We start from the raw sequence: 23,471 nt of genomic DNA, 5'->3' as shown, positions 1-23,471 counted from the left end.
ATTATCGATCCTCACTTATCGTCATGATGACCGTAACCGCCGTGCCAATAACAGCCATTGCAACTCCCACATCAAACAAAACTGCCGTTGCAAGCTCTGTCTTTCCGAATATTGGCAGATCAAAATAATCAAACGTATGAGATAGAAATGGCGCATCAAATAGAAAGGAACCAAGGCCTGTTCCAACGGCAATCAGAACACCAACCACAGCCACCTTTTTGAAATCGAGTGATATATTTTCACGGACTGTTTCAATATCATAACTAAGAAATAGCAGCGTTAGAGCGGCCGCAAAGCCCAAGCCGCCAATAAACCCGCCTCCCGGAAGATGATGACCGGAGAAAAAAAGGTTAATGGAGAAGGTGAAAATAATGACGACTGCCACCTTTGTGACACTTCTTAAAATTACATCATTCGGCTCCTTCATCTTTTTCCCTCCTTGCTAATCTTAATTTGATCAATGTATATACACCAAGGCCTACAATGGTCAGCACAAATATTTCAAGCATAGTATCAAGACCTCGGAAATCAACCAATATGGCATTAACAATATTTCTTGCCCCTGCAAGCTCATACGAATCTTCAAAATACGATGAAACTGGTTCAAACATTCTGCTGCTGTTCGCTGATATCGCAAACAAAGTAACGACAGTCCCTACACCGAGCGAAATAATTAAGTTTAATGGCTTGAATGGTATTCCTTTTTTCTCTTTTTCCTTTTTAAACTTCGGCAAATGGTAAAAGCATAGTAAAAACAGAGCGGTTGTAACCGTCTCTACAACAAGCTGTGTTAAAGCCAAATCTGGTGCTCTGAAAAGAACAAAGAAGATGGCAACCAAATAACCAAGTGCTCCTACGGCAATAATGGCAGTCAGGCGCGACTTTGCAAATAAGACGGTTAACGCCGCAGCAAGCATACTGCCCATAATGCCAACTTCATAAAAACTTACTGGTGCGTCATTTGAAACATCAATAGAAAATGCACCAGGCAGCAGAAGCGCACCTCCCCATACGAAAATCAAAAGCGAGAAGATGTAAATCATATAAGCTCGCAGAGAACCTGTCATATACTGATCCGTAATGGTTTTTGCTCCGCTTTCCATTTTTGCCAGACCACTATCATATAAGCGGTTAAGTGTAAAACTTTGCGGATAAACGCTGTATAATCCGATCCATTTTTTTAATAGTATATATAAAATGCTTCCAATCACGACAACACCAATTGTCATAAACAGTTCGGTATTCCATCCATGCCATGCGCTGATTTTCATCTCAATATCAACCGCAGTCACTTCCTCCGGCAATAAAGAAGCAAGTGCCGGCTTTAATAAATAATTGGCAAGGACATTTGGAAAAAAGAAAAAGATCACAACGAGCGAAGCCAAAATTGCAGGAGGAATCAGCATGCCAAGCGGTGCTTCATGTGCCGGCTTTTCAAGCATTTTGGGCTTATATTTCCCTCCGAACGTTTTAAAGACAAGTATCATACTATAAACAAATGTGAAAACACTTGCGATCCAAGCAATAACAGGAAATAATACTCCGATTGTTTCCATATTAAAAATCTCCAGCTGTGAGGCATTTACAACAGCCGTAAAAAACATTTCCTTACTCAAGAAACCGTTAAACGGCGGCAAGCCCGCCATTGCAAAGCTTCCGATTACAGCAAGTGTAAAAGAAATCGGCATAAAACTCAGTAAACCGCCCAGCTTACGGATATCACGTGTCCCTGTTTCATGGTCAATAATCCCAACAACCATGAATAAGGATCCTTTAAAGGTAGAATGATTGACTAAGTGAAACACAGCAGCAAGTGATGCGATCGCATACACTGACGATTCGTCATTATAGCCAAAATATAAAATAGCAGAGCCTATCCCGAGCAAGCTCATGATTAAACCGAGCTGACTGATGGTGGAATAAGCAAGCAGCGCTTTTAAATCTGTCTGCCTGACAGCATTAATAGAGCCATACAATAAGGTTAGTATTCCAATTCCTGACACAAGCCAAAACCATTCAGCTGTTCCGCCAAAAACTGGCGTAAAACGGGCAACTAAATAAATGCCTGCCTTAACCATCGTTGCTGAATGCAAATAAGCACTAATCGGTGTTGGTGCCTCCATTGCGTCGGGAAGCCAAATACTAAAAGGAAACTGAGCTGATTTTGTAAAAGCCCCAATTAAGATCAGGATCATTAAAGGGAAGAAAAGTTCATGTCCATGAATTAGATCCATTTGTGAAGCAATTTCCCGCATGCTATAAGTATCCGTTATGATGGAAAGCATAATAAAGCCCGCAAGCATGCTTAAACCGCCAAAAATTGTAATCAGCATTGATTTTTGTGCACCATAACGAGACCTTTGCCGCTGATACCAGTAGGCAATTAATAAGAACGAAGAAATGCTCGTTAACTCCCAGAATACGTAGATCACAAGGATATTATCCGAGAACACAAGACCCAGCATGGCACCCATAAACATCATTAGATACACATAGAAATTATGGAGAGCTTCCCGCTCCTTTGAGAGATAGAAAATCGAGTAAAAAATGACCAGTGATCCAATTCCTGTAATTAAGAGACCAAATACTAATGACAATCCATCCATATAAAGTTCAAAATTAATGTCATAAGTGGGGATCCATTGAACAAGATAGGTAAATGTTTTACCTGCTGATATGGAAGGAATATACGTTAATAAATAGATAAAAATCAGGAACGGTATAAACAATACGAACCAGCCTATATGAATTTTTTGATTGAACACTTTATAAAGAAAGGGAACAATAATTGCAGCAATAAATGGTACTAAAATGATAATGCTCAGCCATACCATATTTGTGTACCTCCTTTATACGAATTTTTTTTGAAAAAGCATGCCTGAAAAAAGAAAAATGTGTTATCTCTTGCTTACTCTGTTGCCATACTGTCTCGGCTTACTGCTGTTGAATGATTATTTTATCTTTTTAAAAAGGACTGCTTCAATTTTGTTTTTTACATTGACTGTGTGTGTGTCATAAGCTATAGTCATACATAGCCAATTTATTTAACTGATTTTTGATTACTTATTTCACATCTATTACGAGGTGAGCTTTAAATGAAGAAAATTAAAGGTCGTATGGACGAAAGCATCTTAGTCTGTGTCTATTATGGCCCGAATGGTGAACGACTCATACAGCGCGGCAGCAAGCTGGCAAATATGCTTGATTGCCCACTTTATATTTTGACGATTGACCCTAAACCATTTGATGAAATGGATGCTGAGAAATCTCACTACATTACGAGGTGGCAGCAGCTGGCAGAGCAGCAGGGTGCAGATGCCTTTATATTAAGAGACAATGAAAAAAAGCCTGTTTCAAAAGTGATTGCAGAAGTTGCAAGGGAACAGCATATCACACAGATTATTCTCGGCCAGACGGCACAAAGCCGCTGGGAGCAAATTGCAAAAGGATCAATCATTAATTCTTTGCTGCGCGAAATACCTTTTGTAGACCTTCATATTATCTCTGTTTCCCGTGATCTGAAAGATAATGAAGGTTTATTTGAAAAAGGCGTCCGGGCGTATCTTGTTAAAGACGGTGAGCAACACCGAGTCATTTTTAAACATACCAAAAATGTTGAATACGAAGGCATCTTTTTCAAGGACAGCTGTACTGACTTTAACAATGGGATTTTCAAATTTATGAAAAACAACGAAATGCTTCAAGTAAATGTGACTGAGGATATTGTGACCGATTTGACACATGTCGATATGAACACAACGCTTGAGGATAATGAAGATTAATTCCCAGCCTCCGCATCAAAATGCGGGGGTTTTCTTTATATTCACCCAAAGCTTATTTCACCTACAAATTGACATCGACTTTGATCATCTGTCCCTCATGTTTATCAATTCCAATATACTTTAAAGTCTCTGCAGAAGAATGATGCTGATAGATCCCTTTTATTATCGAGATGGCTATGCCTTTGCGGTAAGCATGGTATCCAAATGTTTTGCGCAGAGTATGAGTGCCAATCTTGCCGGGGATACCGACCTTTTTAGCTGCAGTATTAATGATTCTATATGCTTGCTGTCTTGTAATCGGCAAATCATTCTTTTTTGATTTGAATAAATAATCTTCACCTTGATAGGTAAACTGCGCCAGATAATTCTGTAATTCTCCACGGACGGAATTGTTCAAGTAAATCGTCTGTTGAGATTCTTCTAATTCTAAAAACTCTTTCGTCTCCTTACCATCGGAAACATCGCCAACTTTTAATGAAAGCAAGTCACTTATCCTAATTCCAGTATTAATTCCAAAAACAAAAAGAAGCAAATCTCTTTGTGACTGTTCCTTTAACTCTTTTTTTATTTCATTAATACTTTGAATATCCTTAATAGGATCGACGTACTCCACAGAATTTCCTCCTGTTTTCTAATGTTACTTAATTATATGTTAACAAATACTATGTAACATTACAAATGTTTAATCCGCAAAAAAAGACCAGGACATCTGTCACCGGTCGATTTATTGCGATTTGGGCCTGTCAATTAATCAATTTAAGACCTTGTCATCCGTTGAATAGGTTTTAAAGGTTTCAAGTACTTCTATATATCGATCTTTTGTCATGATCGGAATCCCTTTTTTCAACTGTTCACATTTATTGCTTTCAAGTCTCTGGATATCGATTTGAAAGAAGGATTGAATAATGTTTGTGCGCTGCGGTTTTCCGTTAAATATGGTGAGAATACCTTCATCTGTGATGCCAAAATAGCCATTTGCCTTTAGCAGCGGGGAAATATCGTCCGTCTGCTGCCTGAAAACAACGTATCCTTCATCCATATCTACTAACTTCCAATCTTCATATTTCGCCCAGAAATCTTCGGCTGCCCAAATGGTTTCCGTCACTGTTTCTTCACTTATTTCTCCGTCCAGATACACTCTTTCTAAAATCACTTTCATCTGCGGCGGAGATTCATTATTATCCATTGCCTGTGCGGACACCTCATGGGCCGCACCAATTCCAACAATCATCATAAATGCAGAAAGCAGTGATGCAGATATGCTTTTCATTTTGGTCACCTCGCCTATATATGCGACTTTAAATATCTTTGTTTATTACTAGTTTGACCAAAAATTTTATGCTTATTCCTATTTATTGGATAAAGAAAAAAGCAGAGAGAAAAACCCCTCTCTGCTGTTATATGTCTTACTTAATTATTCACATCTCTAAACAAGTTTTCCATATCCAAGTCAATTTGCTCGCGCATTCCGCCTTCTTTAAGATCATTGTTAAGAACCTTAATCCGGTTATATTGACTTTCATTCGTGAGGATATGGACTGAGCGATCGCCAATTAGGGGACGAACCGCCTGCTGAATACTTTTTTTCGTCTCAGCATCATTGTTACGATTTTCCAGCAATGCAGCTATGACAATGTCATTTTCATGTAATAAAGCTTGTGCATCTTTGACATTTTCTACATTTGAAGCTGCTTTGCTTATGTTTTCAGCAGTAGTGCCATCGTAAGATTGATAATAAGATGTTCGCGGAGTTCTGACTGGATCACCAAGGTGCTTATGGTAGTTACGATCAGCCCGGCTGTATGTGCCATCACGCTGATGGCCTCTCTCCTCACCAAGTGAATGATCCATCATTTCCACAATCGGCCCATCATTATCATTGTTTGTGAGCAAGCGTGCATTTCCGCGATCTTCATCTTCGTGGTGCTCATTTGAATAATACCCCATTGGCTGCGTTACTTCTGTATTTCGATCCTGAACAGCAGTATCTCCATTCGTTCCGCATGCTGTTAAACCAAGCGAGACAAGTGCTGCAAAGGGAATAAGAGCCCGTTTTTTATTCAAAATAAAAACCTCCTCGGATATCACAAGCCTGAGCGGTCTGCTCTTGTTTAGCTTGGCTGGTTCGAAGAGGTTTAATGCCTGCAGAAAACAGGAAGATCTATGAGCCTATTTCCATTTTTATATCATGAATAAATGTGCGCCTTTTCTCTAATTGATAAAAAGTCATATCAAGCACATTTTTTATTTTCACTCGATCATTGTACATTCTCCCGCGTATAAGCCGGTTCCATTCACGGAAAATATCTGTCGGGTAAATGAGTCCATACAAAAAGCCTTTTTCTGAAAGATAAGGCTTTAATATTTGTAAGGATTGCAATTCATGGAAGGACCAGCCGATCGATGGCAAGATCCGGTTGGCATATTGCAAATAATCAGCATAAGCATGGCCATTGCTGATTAAATCAAAATCCAATAAATATAGACGCCCATTTTTACCGCGAAGAAAATTATGAAATGCCACATCTCCATGCAGCACAACTTTTGGCTGTGTTTCAAACCACTCGAACGTCTCCTTCATTCCAGCTAATGACCATTTTGCCCACAGAATAAATTCTTCAAGTAGATCGCCATGAATAAACAATTTGAGCAGCGTACTATTTTGCTTAAAAACAGTCAAGCGGTCTGTCCACTTTGCCATTTGATTGAATGCAGGAAGCAAGGTTTTGTATCTTGGATATAATTTTGCAGTTGTTTCATGATAGTGATGCAGAAGTGACAATGCATCTTCTCTATTTTTAGATGTATTGTACGCAAAAGGCTGTTCTGCTGAAGGTATATAGTCCAGCAGCCCAAACAATTTCCCTTGAAAATATAGAGGTGCATCTTGTGCCAAGTCAACAAACTGATAGGTCTGATTAAAGCCCTCATGCTTTAGTGAAGATGTAAAGGTCTCTTGCAGCCTTAATCGATTTCCTGGAGAAAATCCTTTTAAGATATATTGTTTCTCATCTGTGCTGATTTTAAAAACATTTTTGCGGATCGGTCTTAGATCTGTTAAAACAAAAGGCAGTTGACCATTTAAATAGGTGAAGAGACGATTTATATCTAAATCGTCTCTTCGTCCGTTATCCTTCGAAGTCACTGCTTTCGTCAAAAGGACGACCAAATGCAGGTCCGCCCATTGGTCCATATCCGTATGGGTTCATCTGTCCTTGTGGAAATGCTCCATAAGGCTGGCCATATGGTACAGCTCCTGGGAATGCAGGCGCAGGTGCGAAAGGCTGCTGATATTGATGTGGAAATCCAGCAGGTGCTCCGCCTCCACATCCGCAGTCTGCTTCAGCTCCTTGTACTGAAGTAGGCATTAACGGCATTTGACTTTGTGACGGCATTAATGGCATTTGGTGTTGAGCTGGACTTAACGGCATTTGACTCTCCGTTGGCATTAATGGCATCTGAGCATAATTCGGCTCCTCCATTACCCCTTGCACTTGCGGCATCGGCGCATATTGCGGATAACCATGATGCATTGGAGGCGGACAGTAGCCTGGTCCTGGTCCCGGCATTACAGGTGAAATCGGATAAATCTGTGTTGGCGGGCATGGATAATAAGGCTGTTGATATGCAGGTGCTGTATATGTCGGCTGAAGCGGAAGCTGCTGACCATAATCCTCAACGCCCATTACTGGTGCTGGCATTTGTGCCTGTGATGGTGACAGCGGTAATTGATGCTGTGACATATACGGTGAAGATTCCTCATAGTTAGGACTTTCAACTCCTGGCATCATTCCATAAGGTGACTGTACTCCCTGAACTTGCGGGTATGGCATTTGCGCTTGAGGAAATCCTCCTTGATGCCCTGCTTGTGCTGCAGGTGCTCCCGGGTAAAATGGATTTTGGTTGTGATAAGGATTCATAGGCTGTTCGTAACCTCCTTGGTTTGTTGGCAAATTCATGCTTTCATGCATTTCAACAGGGCTTTCCTGTGGAAATAAATTTAATGGTTTTGGCGGCAGCTTTGGTTTTGTTGGTGCCGCGATTGGCTGTTCTACTGCCTTTGGCATAACTGGTTTTACTTGTTCAACAGGCTTTGTTTGTTCCACTGGCTTTGGCTGTACTGGTTTTGGCTGTGCAACAGGCTTCTGCTGAACAGGCTTTGGCTGCGGCATTGGTTTTGGCTGTGGAGCAGGCTGCTGCGTTTGTATATTGGCAAGGTTCATTAAATAATAATTATTAATATCGATATCTGGCATCATTGGCTTTGGCATTTTTGGCATATATGGTTTTTTAGGCTTTTCTTGCTTAAGCGGCGCCGGTTTCTGCGGCTGAACAGGCATTTCCTTTGGTGTTTCAGCTACAGGCTGTGTGATTGGCTTTTCTTTTGCAAATGGATGCTCTGCCTTTGGCATTTCCTTTTTGGAACCCATATGAATTTCTGGACCAATTGGCGCCTCTTTTTTAATCGTGCCGCCTGATGCAGGAACTTTTATTTTCATGCCGGGCATAATCATATCAGGATTACTGAGCTGTGTATTCATCTTTTTAAGCTCTTCAAAATTCACTCCGTACTTTTTGGCGATTTTCCAAAGGGTATCCCCTTTCTGTACGATATGGATTTTCACTCTGATTTCCCTCCTATGTGTAAAGTCATACCGCGTTTCCCGCTGATGATTTGTGCGGTCACACGGATTGTTGATCAAATCGGGCTTTTCAGTTATTTTCCAGCAGCTGTGGGCAAGCAGAATAATAACTGAATATCTGCGATAGTCCATATAGTGTATGAAGGAATGGGCAAATTGCTAACAATCTACACAGAAACTTATGATTTTTTTTATGAAAATATGATCTAATTTGAAAAAACATCATTTGTCTTTCAGCGGACAAATACTCATCCATTTAAATTCAGGTAAAAATTATGGTAAAATGGGACAATATGTGAGCGTTTGGGGGGAAACCTATTTTGAGCGAATCAAAGAAAATACTAGGTGAAGAAAGACGATCCTTACTGCTTGAGCTTTTACAAAAAGCCGGTCAGCCTATAACAGGAGGCGATCTGGCCACAAAAGCAAATGTCAGCAGGCAAGTGATTGTCGGTGATATTACCTTATTAAAAGCCCGAGGCGAGCCAATTATTGCAACAAGCCAAGGCTATATGTACTTGGCAAACAACATCCCTTCTCCCATTGCCGAGAGGATCATCGCCTGCTGTCATACACCAGAACGCGCCGAAGAGGAGCTCTGTCTTTTCGTTGATTATGGAGTGACTGTGAAAGATGTCAAAATTGAACATCCTGTATACGGAGACTTAACAGCTTCTATCATGGTTTCAAGCAGAAAAGAAGTCAATCAATTTATTAAAAAAATCAAAACCACACAAGCATCCTTCTTGTCAGAGCTGACTGATGGCTACCATATCCACACCATCTCGGCACCTTCAGAAAAAAATTTAGATGAAGCGGCAGAAGCCTTAAGAGAAGCAGGATTTTTGGTGGAATAAATACGGGTTAATGGAGAGGCGGGGTTTATTTCCTGCCTCTTTTTTCGTTTGGGGTGAGTGGGTGATTGCTTTTGCACTGGGAGTTGTGCGGGCTTTTGTTCTTCGCTTTGCAGGTGTTTATTTGGTGTGACGCGGGGGACAGTAGGGCCGGGTTCTTTGCTGACCGGAGGCTCTTTTTTTGGGGACTGTCGGGCTCTTTGGTGCTTCTTTAGTGCCCCCCGGCTCTCTTTTTTTGGTCTGACGGTCACTTTGGTCCTTCCTTAGTGCCCGGCGACTCGCTTTTTTCGGGCTCACGGGCACTTTGCCGCTTCTTTACTACCCGTCCACCCTCTCGTTTCACCATCACGGGCAGTTCCCGTCAAACCTACCTCCCCGTATCGCCTGACAGGTTTCTCCTGATTTCTTTCACCCCATTAAAAAAAGCTGTCCAGTCAAGAACTAGACAGCCTTTCCTAAAAAGATGAAGAAATTCTACGCCTCACTACTCCCTAAACTAAAATAAGGATAACTCCCCAATATATTTACTCTGCATCCAAGCGCCTCCAATTCAGCGGCAACTCCTGGAATTAACACTTCATCTTTCTGCATATCCACATCAATGATAAAGAAATAGTTTCCAAGTCCTGTTTTCATTGGTCTTGATTCAATTTTGGATAAATTCAGATTTCTCCAGGCGAATGCCGACAAAACCTGGTGAAGTGCACCAGCACGGTCTAATGGCAGAGTCACCATAATCGTTGTTTTATGACCTTTAAAAAGGGGTGTATCCGTATTGAGTTCCTGTTCCTCTTTTGAAACAACAATAAAACGGGTGTGGTTGTAATCAAAATCATGTATATCGGGTTGGGCGATGGCCAGTCCATATACTTCTGCCGCCAGTTCATTTGCAATTGCAGCAATCTTTAGCTCTGGATGATCTTTTATGTAAGAAGCAGCTGCTGCCGTAGATGTTGTATTCATCGATGGAATTCCTTTTAATTCTGTATGTAAAAATTTATGGCATTGTGCAATCGCATGCGAGTGACTGTAGACAGCCGTTGTTTCATTCCATTTATCCTGATGAAGTGGATGCACCATTAAATGCTGCCGAATCGGCGCAGTGATTTCCCCAATAATGGGTTTCTTCGCTTCATGAATTAGGTAATCCAAGGTTATATTAACAGAACCTTCTAATGCATTCTCAATTGGAATCACAGCCAGATCAACTTTTCCTTCATTTAAAGCATCAAAGCAGTCTGGAATGGTTTGAAGAGGGATTCTTGTTTCGTCTGGAAACAAACCTCTCACCGCAATATCGGTAAATGTTGCTTGTGGTCCTAAAAAGCCGATCTTCATGAAAACCTCTCCTTTGAATCTTATGTATATAAATATAAAGTTGTAAAAAAACAGGCACTCGGCAGGTGCGTACATTACGCACCTGAACTGAGTACCTCCACTTTATCAACAAACTCAAGTCTTCTTAAATTTGTCAGCAGTTCATCAATTTCAGTAGCCATCTCAGCCACATTTAATGATAAAGTTACATTTGCTCTTCCTAACAGCGGAATTGTCTGGTGGATGGTCAGAACATTACAGCCTGAATTCGCCACAACACTCAGCAAATGTGATAATGTGCCTGAACGATCTTCCAGATGGAAAAACAAAGTAATAATCCGTTCTTTTACAACCGTATGGAAAGGAAAAACGGTATCGCGGTACTTATAAAAAGCACTTCTGCTTAGGTCCACTTTTTGAACAGCTTCCCATACAGATTCCGCTTTCCCTCTCTCGATCATTTCCTTTGCCTCTAACGTTTTTTTCATCGCTTCAGGCAAGACATCTTCTCTTATTAAAAAGAATTTTTTATCAGACTTATCTTGTTTCATTTTTACACCTCGTCACATTCTGAAAAGGCTAGTCAACAAAATCAAATTCAAATTCCATGAGCTTAACAGTGTCTCCGTCTTTCGCACCTTTTTCACGAAGTGCATCGTCAATGCCCATTCCTCGCAGCTGACGTGCAAAACGGCGTACAGATTCCTCACGGCTGAAGTCGGTCATCTTGAAGAGCTTAACAACCGCATCTCCTTCTAAAATAAACGTTCCAGAAGAATCACGTGTGATCACAAACTCAGTTTGCTGTGATTCATGCTTGTAAAGAACGCGGTGAACGCCACTTTCCTCTTCCTGCTCCTCAATAAGCGGGAATTCAGGCGTTTGCTCAATTTTATCAGCCACGGCAAACAGCAAATCACGAAGACCTTTGCGTGTAACAGCCGAAATTGGGAAAATCGGATAATCTTCCTCCAGCTTTTCTTTAAACAGCTGCAGATTTTCCTCCGCTTCAGGCATGTCCATTTTGTTCGCTACAATAATTTGCGGTCTTTCTGTTAAACGCAAATTATATTCCTTTAATTCTTTGTTGATTGTCACATAGTCCTCGTAAGGATCTCTGCCTTCTGTTGCAGCCATATCAATGACATGGACAATAACTCTTGTTCTTTCGATATGACGAAGAAATTGGTGTCCAAGACCGACTCCTTCATGTGCTCCTTCAATTAACCCTGGAAGGTCAGCCATAACAAAGCTTCTTGCATCCTCTGTCTCGACCATTCCTAAGTTAGGCGCAATGGTAGTAAAGTGGTACTCAGCAATTTTCGGACGTGCAGATGACACGACTGAAAGCAAGGTTGATTTTCCTACACTTGGGAATCCAACTAAGCCAACATCCGCTAATAACTTCAGCTCAAGGATCACATCACGCTCCTGGCCTGGTTCTCCGTGCTCTGAAAGTTCAGGAGCCGGATTTGCAGGTGTAGCAAAACGCGAGTTACCTCTTCCGCCTCTTCCGCCTTTAGCAATAACGGCTCTTTGGCCATGCTCTGTTAAGTCTGCAATGACTTCATTTGTTTCTGCATCAGATACCACCGTACCGGGCGGAACCTTTACAACCATATCTTTTGCACCGCGGCCATGCTGATTTTTAGACATCCCATGCTCACCGCGTGTTGCTTTAAAGTGTCTTTGGTAGCGGAAATCCATTAAGGTGCGCAGGCCTTCTTCTACTTCAAAAACGACATTTGCTCCTTTACCGCCGTCACCGCCAGCTGGACCGCCTTTTGGCACATACTTTTCACGGCGGAATGCAACCATCCCGTTGCCTCCATCTCCGCCTTTTACATATATCTTAACCTGATCAACAAACATTGTTTAACTTCCTCCCGTCATGCAGATAATCTGCTTCTATAATGCCAGCTCTTTATAGCCTTAGCTTGTGCATGTTTGATGAAATGCTATTCGACGAGAATCACTACTTTTTATTTTCCATGCTAAAAAGCACGAAAACTTCCAATCCAAGCTCCATATCTGAAAACTCATGAAGATGTACGCTTAAAAAGTTCGGTATGCTTGTAAAAAACTCGTTTAACATACTTTTATCGACTATGATCCCGCTAAAATCAAAAAAGAATCGCGCTGCTTCGCTTTGGGGCTCTATTGAAACTGAAAGGTGATTTTCATAATAAGGTTTTACCGATGCATTGAGGCACTCAAAAAATGTGCTTGTCCATTGTGCCAGCGCTTTGTCATCCAGCTGTTTAATACAGCTGTTTCCATCAACCTCCAGCACATCATATTCGAGCTGAAAAAAGTGATTTTCCCAATTATAGGTGAGGAGCAATGATGCAAATAGAGGAATTTTTAAGTTTGAAAGCTTCGCCTCTTGCTGCGATTCCAACACAATCTCATCAATAATTTCTTTTGCCCGATCTATTTTATCCAGTGCCAGATTTCCTTTGATTAATTGAAGTTTGTTAAGCCAGTCATGACGTGCATGGCGCAGCACTTCAATCATATCCCATTCTTTATCCATAAGATACAGATACTCCTATACTAAGTAGTGACGAAATCATCCTTTTAGTAAGTATATCAAAAAAGCAACTGGACGTAATCTAATTTGAGCAAATAACATGACTGTAAAGTACATCTTTTCATTTTTTCATCATTTTTTTGGGACGACTCAAAGGAAAAGCTGTATATAAAACGAAAACTCTAACCATAAAGGTTAGAGTTTTCCTAATCGCTTATGCTTCTTGTGCTTGTGGATATACGCTCACTTGCTTGCGGTCACGTCCAAGACGCTCGAATTTAACAACACCGTCCACTTTCGCGAAAAGTGTGTCATCTCCACCTTTACCTACGTTTACACCTGGGTAAATCTTTGTTCCGCGCTGACGGTAAAGGATAGAACCGCCAGTTACGAATTGACCGTCCGCACGCTTAGCGCCAAGACGCTTAGAGATTGAATCACGGCCGTTCTTAGTAGAACCTACTCCTTTTTTAGAAGCGAACAACTGAAGATCTAATTTTAATAGCATTTATTCCACCTCCTGTTTTTTGAAGGTAATTCTTATATTCTGTCCGTAAGTCTCTTCAATACTCTGCAACGAGACAACCATTCCTTGTAGCAAAAGCTGAACTTTATCAAGTACATCTCCTGACAGGTCATCAGGAAGAGTGCAGTGAAGCAGTCCATCGGGATCATGGGAGATATCTGGTGTCACACCTGTCAGCTCGTGCACCGCATTAATTGCGCCGACCGAGACAGCAGAAACACCTGCACACACAATATCTTGACCTCTTTCGGCAAAAAAAGCATGGCCGCTGATGGCAAAGGATTGAATCTTACCGGTTTGATTACGATAAATCGTAATATCAATCATGTCAGAATCGCCTTATGCGTTGATCTTTTCAATAACAACTTTAGTGTAAGGCTGACGATGACCTTGCTTTTTGCGGTAGTTCTTTTTCGCTTTGTATTTGAATACAGTGATCTTCTTCGCACGGCCTTGTTTTTCAACTTTAGCCGTTACAGTAGCACCCTCAACAACCGGGCTTCCTACTTTCACACTTTCTCCACCTACAAAAAGAACCTTATCAAAAGTTACCGTTTCGCCTGCTTCGCCGTTAAGTTTTTCGATGTAGATTGCTTGACCTTCTTCTACACGTACTTGCTTACCGCCAGTTTCAATAATCGCGTACATAAATGCACCTCCTCATAAACTAAGACTCGCCATCTTCAGGTGGGAAGCGGAATGCTACCTCTTAACACCTGGTCTGTGCGGTTGTAGCACAGGTGCGCTACAAACATAACATGAAAATACTATCATATTATCAGGATATATGTCAATGTAAATTCTTTTTCAGATCAGAATAAGCACCCAATTGCTTAATCTCATATGAAGGGATTACATCTTCAGCAATTGAAAATAACAATTTCATTCCGAGCGTTTCTTCTAATCGCTGCTGATGAACTGCTTGTTCTCCCAAGAAAACATCCTTTACATCTTGTGTCAGTCTAATCAGCACTGCGTCATAATCACTGCCCCGATACTCCCATAGCTCCCTTTCTAATCGAAAAGCAATACTTTCCGCGCTTAGGACCCGTCCTGTTCCATGACAAACTCCACATGAGGAAGTAAGTACTTCCCGCAGAGAGTTTTTCGTCTTTTTTCTCGTCAGCTGCAATATGCCTAATGGAGTGAAGCCGATCAGCTTTGTTTGCCGTTCATCCTTCGCGAGCTCTTCTCCCATAACCTTTATAATTGATTTTTTATCGTTCTCATTTTGCATATCAATAAAATCAATTAAAATGATGCCCGCGAGATCGCGCAGCCTGATTTGTCTTGCCGCTTCTCTTGCTGCAAGCTCATTTGTTTTATAAACCGTATCCTGCCGATTTTGCTTGCCTGAGAACTTCCCGGTATTGACGTCAATAACTGTAAGCGCCTCAGCTTCATCAAAAATTAAATAGCTGCCCTGATTAAGCCAGACAATACGCTTGATCGCCTTCTCGATTTCACCTTCAAGACTATGAGAGGCTAGAATATTTTCTTTATCATGATAAAACGTAACAGGCAAAGATGTATAGCGGCCAAGCAATGTCTGTACAGAACGATCATCAGCCAGGATTTCGCCTGATTTCATTTTTTTCACTTCTTCAATCAAGCTTTGTAAAAAGACGTCTTCTTCAAATACAAGCCCAGGCTTTTTTCTGGAAGCAGCCAGTGCAGATATTTCTTTATATTGTTCTCGCAGGTTTTGAAGCTCTTCGAGAAGAGCAGATTCAGTCTGCTCTAGAGACGATGTTCTAAAAATGAGGCCCTCACGATCATTTTTTTCTCTCATCCCAAAGCTTCTCAGGCGGTGTCTGTCCGTTGGCTGGTCTATTTTTTTTGAAATAGCCACATAACGTCCTTCCGGCATATAGATCATGTGCTCTCCCGCCAGTTCGATTATACCGGTTAGTCTCGGCCCCTTTGTCCCGGCAGCATCCTTCTCGATCTGGACAAGCATTTTTTCACCCTGATGTACATATGACGAGATTGAACGGTTCTCTTTTACCGCCTTTTCCTGATCTTCATTCACAAAGGAACTAAGCTTCTCTTTATGAAGAAACCCGCTTTTCTCCTGACCAATGCCTATGAATGCAGCATTTAAGCCCGGAAGAACCTTTTCAGTCAGTCCTAAATAAATATTTCCCACAGCTGCCTGCTGCTTTGGCTGTTCAATCACAAGTTTTTCTACTACATGATCCTTAAGCAAAATATACCTTTTTTCCCTTGTGGTGCTGTTAATGATTAGCTTTTCCAATTCTAGGTTCCTCGCTTTATTCTTTAATACAGATAAACAATATCTCCTATTTTAGCAGTTACAAGCTTTTCAGAAAAATAAGCATGAAGAAGTTCGTTTTCATCAAGCGTCCCTTTTTCAAATCCATCCTGCTCAATCACGATCGGATGCTTGCAGCCGCGCTGAAATTGATCAAGCACATCAATCAATTTGTCTTGTTCGTCCACAACAATCGGCTTTAATATCCGTATATCTGTATGCTTTCCATAATAACGCTGCAGCAAAAAGCGCATAAATGTATATCTGGTTTGTTTCCATTCATAATATAGTGAAAATGCCAAAAAAGCAGCTACAATCCAAATATTTAAATTAAAAGGCCCAGTGAATAAAAAGAAGATCATAAATACTGCCAGGCTGCTGATTGACAGGTAGATTGTTTTTTTATGGGCAGCCGGAAACGGAAGCTTACTGGAATAAAACAAAAAAATGAGCTTTCCTCCATCAAGCGGCCAAATAGGAAGTAAATTAAAAACTAAGATCATTAAGTTATAGTGGACAAACAATTGAAAGACATCTGCTGACATCCATGAGACGCTATGTAATAAAGCAGCTCCGCCAATTAACCAGACATGCTGAAGCGGTCCTGCCAATATAACCATAAGTTCTTCGCGCAATGGACGATTGCCATGCTCATCCATTTCAGCAACACCGCCAAATGGGAGCAAGGCAATCCTTTTTATACGCCAATTATAATGAGCCGCAGCCGCAGCATGACCAAATTCGTGAACAATGATAATGCAAAGCAGAAGCAGCAATTCTCTGAAATGCCCAGTAGCAATGGCCAGTCCTATTACAACCCATAGGAGCGGATGTATATAAAGATATTTTACCAAGCTCAGTATTTTAATCAAATGGGATCACCTGAATAGGGTCGATGAAATCATCTCCCTTTTTAATCGCCAGGTAAAAGGAACCTTTCTCACCATTTTCAGACGCTGAAGCTGCTCCTACAGCAGTGCCCTTGTTTATATACTGTGAAAGCTTTACATCAATGCTTTCAAGATTGCCATACCATGACTCACTCCGGTCTGGATGCTGAATCACAACCGTATTGCCAAAGTCCTCTTTTAAACCAGCAAAGGACACGTATCCCTCACTCATGGCTTCCACACTTGCACCCTTTTCCGTTTCAAGGATCATTCTTTGTCCATTATCATCGAAATCTTCGACAATCTTAGCAGATGCAGGTAAGGCATAATCGGTGAGGTTCTGCTGTGTTTCTTCATTGTTTTCATCGTCTTTGACTGGCAATAACGCAAGCGGCTTGCCAAATTGATCTTCATACCAATCTGCAACGGCCGCAAACTGAAAATCCTTTTCCATTGTAGAGACGATAAATGTTTTTGCCGATGTTAAGGACGGAGTTTCGCTGCGAAACAAAATGGCCACAGCCAGAAATAAACATGCCGAAAAAAGAATTTTAAAGATGATCGCTTCTTTTTTAAAAAGAGGATGTCCATCTTTTAAGGGCGGATGATCATAATCCGGGATAGTACTGTAGCCGTAGCCGTTTTCCTGTTCTTCTTCCATCCACATAGGAGGTTTATGTCCTCTATTTGGGGTTCTTTCCATTTCTCTTTTCTTCTTAGCCATCTTCTTGCGAATTTCATCAGCTCTTGAGCTCATATCTATTCCACCACCATCATGGTATTTATTTCTACCATTTTATGAGTTGTCCAAATAGAGTATGACTGATGGGGAAGCTTTCCAAATAAAAAAACCGGGAATCCCCGGTTTAATTTCTTACAGTGCATACACACACATTATTATTTAACACCAAAAAACTTTTTAATTTTGGAAAACATGCCTGCCTGATCTTCTTCAAATGATTGAAGAGGAACAGATTCACCCAAAATGCGGCGCGCAATATTCCGGTAAGCAATAGAAGCTTTGCTATTCGGATTTAAAGCAATTGGCTCACCGTGATTTGAAGCCTTAATCACTTCATCATCATCAGCTACAATGCCAATCAGGTCAATGGAAAGATGGGTTGTAATTTCATCTACATCCAACATGTCGCCATTTTTCATCAGATGATTGCGAATACGATTGATAATAAGTCTCGGAGCGCTGATTCCTTCTTCTTTTTCCAATAAGCCGATAATTCTGTCCGCATCTCTTACAGCACTAACCTCAGGTGTTGTCACAACGATTGCATGATCCGCTCCGGCAACAGCATTTCGGTATCCCTGTTCAATTCCTGCAGGACAGTCGATTACGATATAATCATAATCCTGTTTTAATTCATCAATTAACACTTTCATTTGTTCTGGAGACACAGCGTTTTTATCACTCGTTTGTGCTGCTGGAAGCAAATAAAGCAAATCCTCAAAACGCTTATCTTTTACAAGCGCCTGATGAATTTTGCATCTGCCTTCGACGACGTCCACAAGGTCATATATAATGCGGTTTTCCAGTCCCATTACTACATCCAGATTGCGGAGGCCGATATCTGTATCAACTAGACATACTTTTTTGCCCTGCAAGGCTAAGGCAGTTCCAACATTTGCTGATGTCGTCGTTTTACCGACACCACCCTTACCGGATGTAATGACTATTGCTTCTCCCACACTAGAATCCCCCTTGCAATTTCGATAAATTTGGTCGAATATTCATTAAAGCTTGTAATCTATCAATTGTAATTTGATTGTTTTCATCTATATAAGCACATTCCATTTCGCGGCCATCTTCTCCAGGGTAATGATCAGGTGCACGATTTAAACATTCTTCAATTCTCAATTGTGAAGGCTTCATAACCGAAGCGGCGATCACAGCTTCCCGATTACCGCTGCAGCCTGCATGTGCAATCCCCTTCAAAGCTCCTAATATGTAAATATTCCCTCCCGCTTTCACGGTTCCGCCAGGATTCACGTCACCGATGAGCAGCAGGTCCCCGGAAACTTCAAGGACTTGTCCCGATCTTACAATTTTCGCGATGGACACAACTTCATGTGCAATTCGTTCAGCTTCTGCTTCTTGCTTTGTTATCACATTTGAATTAATCGTATCAACAACAAGATTCTTCTTCTGACGAATTAATTCTCTCAATTCTTCCTTCTGGTCAGCAGTTAAATAACGATTGCCAACTTGGACCATAACCGAAATTAATTTGTCACTCTGAGACTTGCTGCTTTCTGAAAGCTTCTGATCGAGCTCTTCTTTCAAGTCACTGTAGGAACATGTATCATCAAGATGCAGTGTTAGTCCTTCTTTTGTTCCTTTTATCGTTACATTTTGGTATTTTTTCATTTCAAGTTGTTCACCTCAAGAAAAAGCTCTCCGCATAAAAATCATATACTGGAAGGAAACAGAAAATATATAGTTGATATTCTATTTCTTCCTTTTTCGTTTTTATATGAATCTACTACCTCATGTAAAAAGCTTACAGATTTTCTCTATCTGAAATTATATTCGACAGAAAGCTCAGAAAATCCTTTCACCTAATAGATGATTCCTTAGGCTGATGACAATATTTTTCAACAGCCTAAAGAATATGAAACATCAATTACAGCGGATTATTGCTGTATTAATCAGATACACTTGCCATAAACTTTTCAAAATGCCTTTTTAATGGATAGCTGGCAATGATAATAAAGGCAGAGTTAAGCACAACTGTCGGCAAAAGACGCAAAGAAGCAAAGTCTGCAAACGACAGATCAGTCTGATTAATCACTACATTAATTTCATATACACCTATTTCAAGCAGAACAATCAACAGTAATGAAGCCAAGCTGACCATCACGATGTTTGTCTGCAGTATTCGCATTAATTTGGACATTAAGTAAGCAAAAATTGGAAAAGAAAACAAATAAATGCCTATCACGCCTGTATACACAATATCAAACAGCAATCCAAAGATTATTCCATAAATAATTCCATATTTACGCGAGCTGAACACAGTCAGAAATAAAATACTGATGATTAGAAAGCGCGGAACGGTAATTCTGTCGCTGCCAAACATTTCAGTCGGCAAATATTGCACAAAAATACTTTCAAAAACAAACAGAAAAAGAAACAAGAATGGAAGAAGATATTTTCTCACTCCTCTTCCTCCTCTTCTTCTAGCGTACTTTGCAATTCTTCTTGAATCTCAGCTGACATGCTTGTAATTTTAGCAACCATGACATGATTAATATCGTATAAGTCTGCACCAGTTTCCAGGTAAGCTGTTTGTGTCAAACCATATTCGGCGTTTTCGACTTCGACCACTTTCCCAATAATTAGCCCTTCAGGAAACACGCCGCCAAGACCTGAACTAATTACATTCTGACCTTCTTTTACCTCGGCATCATACGGAATTTTCGTCATCATTAACAGCTTTTTATCTTTATCATAGCCTTCAATTAAACCAAAAACTTTCTTATTGTCTTCTGCCTGAATTGCTGCAGAAATCCGGTTCGTTGGATCCATAGAGCTTAATAACTGTACGGTTGAAGTAAAGCTTTGGGCATTCTTAACCTTACCAATTAATCCATTTGCCGTAATAACCGCCATATCTGCTTGAATGCCGTCATTTTCCCCTCTATTAATAATCAGATTCTCATGATAACGGTCAGGGTTTCTTCCGATCACTGTCGCCTGGATCGGTTCATATTGACTGAGTGCATCTTCTTTCCCGACAATATCACGCAGTTCTGCATTGTCTTTTTTCAATCGCTGCACTTCAGCTTCAAGACTGGCAAGCTTGTCTAGCCGCGGCTTGAGTTCTTGATTTTCACTGTATGTATTTTGCAAGTCCTGCACATTTTCAATAAAGCCGGCAATATAATTTGTTGGGCCTGATAGAGCATTTTGCACAAATCCTGTCATGTCCTTAAGGAATTGCTCCGGCCACGTAACCTTTTCGCGTTCACGCAAGGAAAAACCAATTAATGCCACAAGTACGATAATGCTGACAAGCAAAATAATCAGGCGCTTATTCAAAAAAAACTGTGGCATTTTGAACACCTCGATTTATTTTTTCACTTAGCATATAAAGGAAAAAAGGCATCAGACCTGAAAAAGAATGATGCCATTCTATTTTCCTTGATTAACGTGAATCCTTAGCTTTTGTTTTAAACAGATCAATATGATCCAATGCTTTCCCTGTTCCAATGGCTACACAATCCAATGGGTTTTCAGCAATCAGCACTGGCATTTTTGTTTCTTCACTAATAACCTTGTCCAAATTCCGCAGCAATGCACCGCCGCCTGTAAGAACAATTCCGCGATCCATAATATCGGCTGCAAGCTCTGGCGGTGTTTTTTCTAATGTTACTTTTACCGCATCCACGATTGCAGCAACGGTATCATTTAAAGCCTTTGAAATTTCTTCTGCCGTAATTTCAATTGTTTTAGGCAATCCTGTTAACAAATCGCGGCCGCGGATATCAATATTATCGACACCCTCCGGATCACTGGCAGATCCAATTTCTACTTTAATCATTTCAGCAGTACGATCCCCAATCATCAGGTTGTACGTTTTGCGGATATAATTAATAATAGCATCATCCATTTCATCACCAGCAATGCGGATTGATTGGCTTGTTACAATTCCGCCCAGCGAGATGATCGCAACTTCTGTTGTACCGCCGCCAATATCAACAACCATGCTTCCAGTTGGCTCCCAAACAGGAAGATTTGCACCGATTGCAGCTGCAAATGGCTCTTCAATCGTATAGGCGTCTCTTGCACCGGCCTGACGTGTTGCATCAACAACAGCACGTTCCTCAACCGCCGTAATGCCAGAAGGCACACAAACCATGACATATGGCTTCCCAGAGAACAAACCTTTATTTTTATTCGCTTGTTTAATATAATATTTCATCATAACAGCCGTTGTTTCGTAATCTGCAATGACCCCGTCCTTCATCGGACGAAGAGCAACAATATTTCCCGGTGTACGGCCGATCATATTTTTCGCGTCATTACCTACAGCCACAATAGCTTTTGTATCTGTCTGCAGGGCCACAACGGATGGCTCTCTTACAACAATTCCTTTTCCTTTTACATATACAAGTGTGTTAGCAGTTCCCAGATCTATTCCTAAATCTTTAGTTCCAATTCCAAACATAACAGTATCTCCCTTTCTGATACATATAACCTGTCCACTATCCGTGAACAATTTAAGTCCATATCCCTCATTATATCATTTTATTACTGTGCATCTAAAAAATCATAAACAATATTATAGCCCAACGTCAAATAAAAACCTAGTGCTATAAATACCCTTTTTCCTTTAAGCTGACAAATTTATTTTCCCCGATAATAAGATGATCAAGCACTTCAATGCCAATTATTTTTCCGCACTCACCTAAACGTTTCGTCACTTCAATATCCTCCCTGCTTGGAGACGGATCTCCAGACGGGTGATTATGAACACAAATTACTGATGCAGCAGAACGCTTTAACGCTTCTTTGAATACCTCGCGCGGATGGACAATCGAAGCATTTAAGCTCCCGATAAAAACGGTTTGCTTGCTCAGCACCTGATTTTTCGTATTCAAATATAAGCATACAAAATGCTCCTGCGATAAAAAGCGCATATCATGCATGACATAATTTGCTCCATCCTCAGGAGAGCGGATGCTGTATCGTTCCTCATAAGTGAGATTAGAAATACGCCTGCCAATTTCAACGGCAGCCAGGACTTGAATTGCTTTGGCTGTGCCTATGCCTTTAATGGATGTAATTTCATCCAGCGTTGCATCCTTTAATAAGCGAAGACCTTCAAAATGCTTAAGAAGACGATTCGATAATTGCAGAACAGATTCATCTTTTGTGCCTGTTCTCAGCAAAATAGCGATTAATTCATGTGTGGAAAGACTTTCAGGACCTTTTTGAATAAACCGCTCCCTTGGCCTTTCGCTTTCGGGGAAATCTTTTATTAACAATGATTCCGTGTCCATCGTATTCCTCCCTTTGCTGAAGGGAGTTATGGAAATGGTGCCATTACATCGGGAGGTTAAAGCCAGCTTCTTTTAACTTGCGAACCGTCTGTGAAACAGGAAGACCTACTACCGCAAAATAATCACCTTGTATTTCCTTCACAAGCATGGAACCAAATCCTTGAATCCCATATGCTCCTGCCTTATCAAAAGGTTCGCCCGTTTTTAAGTAGGCCTTTATTTCATCATCCGCTAACTCCCAGAATAATACTTTTGTTTCTGTAAAAAACGTAGTTGTGCCTTGTGGAGACACAATGGATACACCGGTAAAGACAGAATGCTGTTTCCCAGAAAGAGAACGAAGCATCGTAAAAGCATCATCTTCATCGTGCGGTTTTCCTAAAATGGCATCACCTAACACAACAACTGTATCCGCACCGATCACATACGAATCTTTATGATCCTGAAAAACGGCGTCTGCTTTACGTTTGGCAAGTTCCATGACAACCTCGGCAGGTTTTGTGCCAGGTTCAAAATTTTCATCAACATCACTGCTTTTGATTTCAAATGGTAGTTGAAGAATTTCAAGAAGTTCTTTCCGACGTGGAGAAGAAGAGGCTAAAATGAGGGTTTGCATGTAATCACCTTACCTTT

26 protein-coding genes and 1 other annotated feature are annotated in these 23,471 nt (G+C 40.8%); of the genes, 2 read left to right on the top strand and 24 right to left on the bottom strand.

Annotation, left to right across the window (positions count from 1 at the left end; genetic code table 11):
* Position 1 precedes the first annotated feature (1 nt).
* On the bottom strand, positions 2-427 hold the full coding sequence (locus A6754_RS07190; RefSeq protein ID WP_066443181.1) for a Na(+)/H(+) antiporter subunit B: 426 nt from the start codon (positions 425-427) through the stop codon (positions 2-4).
* Positions 411-2,834 carry a Na+/H+ antiporter subunit A gene (locus A6754_RS07185; protein WP_066443180.1) on the bottom strand — a complete coding sequence of 808 codons (2,424 nt, stop codon included), beginning with the start codon at positions 2,832-2,834 and terminating at the stop codon, positions 411-413. Before A6754_RS07185 ends, A6754_RS07190 begins: the two co-directional genes overlap by 17 nt.
* Positions 2,835-3,095: 261 nt before the next feature.
* Between A6754_RS07185 and A6754_RS07180 the strand changes: the two genes are divergently transcribed.
* Entirely contained in the window at positions 3,096-3,782 is a 687-nt protein-coding gene (locus A6754_RS07180) for a universal stress protein (protein WP_066443179.1), read from the top strand.
* A 61-nt stretch (positions 3,783-3,843) separates the two neighbouring features.
* Here A6754_RS07180 and A6754_RS07175 read toward each other — a convergent pair whose 3' ends face one another.
* From A6754_RS07175 to safA, 5 genes are all read right to left on the bottom strand, one after another.
* On the bottom strand, positions 3,844-4,395 hold the full coding sequence (locus A6754_RS07175) for a tyrosine-type recombinase/integrase (protein WP_066443178.1): 552 nt from the start codon (positions 4,393-4,395) through the stop codon (positions 3,844-3,846).
* A 138-nt stretch (positions 4,396-4,533) separates the two neighbouring features.
* Positions 4,534-5,052 carry an intercompartmental signaling factor BofC gene (locus A6754_RS07170; RefSeq protein ID WP_082851635.1) on the bottom strand — a complete coding sequence of 173 codons (519 nt, stop codon included), beginning with the start codon at positions 5,050-5,052 and terminating at the stop codon, positions 4,534-4,536.
* A 140-nt stretch (positions 5,053-5,192) separates the two neighbouring features.
* Positions 5,193-5,846 carry a YhcN/YlaJ family sporulation lipoprotein gene (locus tag A6754_RS07165; protein WP_066443177.1) on the bottom strand — a complete coding sequence of 218 codons (654 nt, stop codon included), beginning with the start codon at positions 5,844-5,846 and terminating at the stop codon, positions 5,193-5,195.
* Between the two features lie 97 nt (positions 5,847-5,943).
* Positions 5,944-6,951 (bottom strand): phosphotransferase, encoded by a 1,008-nt coding sequence (locus A6754_RS07160; protein WP_257297426.1) that lies wholly within the window; start codon positions 6,949-6,951, stop codon positions 5,944-5,946.
* Entirely contained in the window at positions 6,911-8,407 is a 1,497-nt protein-coding gene (safA, locus tag A6754_RS07155) for a SafA/ExsA family spore coat assembly protein (protein WP_066443176.1), read from the bottom strand. The genes A6754_RS07160 and safA overlap by 41 nt, the downstream gene beginning before the upstream one ends.
* Before the next feature lie 338 nt (positions 8,408-8,745).
* On the opposite strand from safA, the gene A6754_RS07150 reads away from it, so the two are divergent.
* Positions 8,746-9,282 carry a transcription repressor NadR gene (locus tag A6754_RS07150; protein ID WP_066443175.1) on the top strand — a complete coding sequence of 179 codons (537 nt, stop codon included), beginning with the start codon at positions 8,746-8,748 and terminating at the stop codon, positions 9,280-9,282.
* Positions 9,283-9,753: 471 nt separating this feature from the next.
* Here A6754_RS07150 and pheA read toward each other — a convergent pair whose 3' ends face one another.
* The 17 genes from pheA to A6754_RS07065 all read right to left on the bottom strand — a co-directional run bounded on the left by pheA (position 9,754) and on the right by A6754_RS07065 (position 23,454).
* Positions 9,754-10,617: a prephenate dehydratase gene (pheA, locus tag A6754_RS07145; RefSeq protein ID WP_066443174.1), complete on the bottom strand. Its 864-nt coding sequence runs from the start codon at positions 10,615-10,617 to the stop codon at positions 9,754-9,756.
* Between the two features lie 74 nt (positions 10,618-10,691).
* Entirely contained in the window at positions 10,692-11,147 is a 456-nt protein-coding gene (thrR, locus tag A6754_RS07140; protein WP_066443173.1) for a transcriptional regulator ThrR, read from the bottom strand.
* 28 nt (positions 11,148-11,175) lie between these two features.
* Entirely contained in the window at positions 11,176-12,468 is a 1,293-nt protein-coding gene (obgE, locus tag A6754_RS07135) for a GTPase ObgE (RefSeq protein ID WP_066443172.1), read from the bottom strand.
* A 103-nt stretch (positions 12,469-12,571) separates the two neighbouring features.
* Positions 12,572-13,132: a sporulation initiation phosphotransferase B gene (locus A6754_RS07130; protein WP_066443171.1), complete on the bottom strand. Its 561-nt coding sequence runs from the start codon at positions 13,130-13,132 to the stop codon at positions 12,572-12,574.
* 211 nt (positions 13,133-13,343) lie between these two features.
* A complete protein-coding gene (gene rpmA, locus A6754_RS07125; RefSeq protein WP_066443170.1) occupies positions 13,344-13,637 on the bottom strand; it encodes a 50S ribosomal protein L27 in 294 nt (97 codons plus the stop codon).
* Entirely contained in the window at positions 13,638-13,982 is a 345-nt protein-coding gene (locus A6754_RS07120; protein WP_066443169.1) for a ribosomal-processing cysteine protease Prp, read from the bottom strand. It lies immediately after the preceding gene.
* Between the two features lie 12 nt (positions 13,983-13,994).
* Positions 13,995-14,303: a 50S ribosomal protein L21 gene (rplU, locus tag A6754_RS07115; protein WP_066443168.1), complete on the bottom strand. Its 309-nt coding sequence runs from the start codon at positions 14,301-14,303 to the stop codon at positions 13,995-13,997.
* Positions 14,304-14,315: 12 nt separating this feature from the next.
* Positions 14,316-14,396 (bottom strand) — a sequence feature (ribosomal protein L21 leader region).
* A 49-nt stretch (positions 14,397-14,445) separates the two neighbouring features.
* The gene (locus tag A6754_RS07110; protein WP_066443167.1) at positions 14,446-15,912 is read right to left on the bottom strand and encodes an Rne/Rng family ribonuclease; all 1,467 of its coding nucleotides are present in this window, start codon (positions 15,910-15,912) and stop codon (positions 14,446-14,448) included.
* A 23-nt stretch (positions 15,913-15,935) separates the two neighbouring features.
* Positions 15,936-16,802, bottom strand: coding sequence for a M50 family metallopeptidase (locus tag A6754_RS07105; RefSeq protein ID WP_066443166.1), 867 nt, complete (start codon positions 16,800-16,802; stop codon positions 15,936-15,938).
* Complete coding sequence (locus A6754_RS07100) at positions 16,795-17,577, bottom strand: M23 family metallopeptidase (RefSeq protein WP_066443165.1); 783 nt, start codon at positions 17,575-17,577, stop codon at positions 16,795-16,797. Before A6754_RS07100 ends, A6754_RS07105 begins: the two co-directional genes overlap by 8 nt.
* A gap of 140 nt (positions 17,578-17,717) precedes the next feature.
* Positions 17,718-18,521 (bottom strand): septum site-determining protein MinD, encoded by an 804-nt coding sequence (gene minD / locus A6754_RS07095; RefSeq protein ID WP_066443164.1) that lies wholly within the window; start codon positions 18,519-18,521, stop codon positions 17,718-17,720.
* 1 nt (position 18,522) lies between these two features.
* Positions 18,523-19,200 (bottom strand): septum site-determining protein MinC, encoded by a 678-nt coding sequence (gene minC / locus A6754_RS07090; protein ID WP_066443163.1) that lies wholly within the window; start codon positions 19,198-19,200, stop codon positions 18,523-18,525.
* A gap of 277 nt (positions 19,201-19,477) precedes the next feature.
* Positions 19,478-19,993: a rod shape-determining protein MreD gene (mreD, locus tag A6754_RS07085; protein WP_066443162.1), complete on the bottom strand. Its 516-nt coding sequence runs from the start codon at positions 19,991-19,993 to the stop codon at positions 19,478-19,480.
* On the bottom strand, positions 19,990-20,889 hold the full coding sequence (gene mreC / locus A6754_RS07080; protein ID WP_066443161.1) for a rod shape-determining protein MreC: 900 nt from the start codon (positions 20,887-20,889) through the stop codon (positions 19,990-19,992). Before mreC ends, mreD begins: the two co-directional genes overlap by 4 nt.
* Positions 20,890-20,980: 91 nt before the next feature.
* On the bottom strand, positions 20,981-22,003 hold the full coding sequence (locus A6754_RS07075; protein ID WP_066443160.1) for a rod shape-determining protein: 1,023 nt from the start codon (positions 22,001-22,003) through the stop codon (positions 20,981-20,983).
* Positions 22,004-22,148: 145 nt separating this feature from the next.
* Positions 22,149-22,838, bottom strand: coding sequence for a RadC family protein (radC, locus tag A6754_RS07070; protein WP_066443159.1), 690 nt, complete (start codon positions 22,836-22,838; stop codon positions 22,149-22,151).
* Positions 22,839-22,881: 43 nt separating this feature from the next.
* Positions 22,882-23,454: a Maf family protein gene (locus A6754_RS07065; RefSeq protein WP_066443158.1), complete on the bottom strand. Its 573-nt coding sequence runs from the start codon at positions 23,452-23,454 to the stop codon at positions 22,882-22,884.
* Positions 23,455-23,471: the final 17 nt, after the last annotated feature.

Source organism: Cytobacillus gottheilii (assembly GCF_001636345.1).
In the GTDB taxonomy this organism is placed as follows: Bacteria; Bacillota; Bacilli; order Bacillales; family Cytobacillaceae; genus Cytobacillus; species Cytobacillus gottheilii.
Note: the sequence above shows the minus strand (reverse complement) of the source record. Positions and strands in the feature narration are given on the sequence as shown.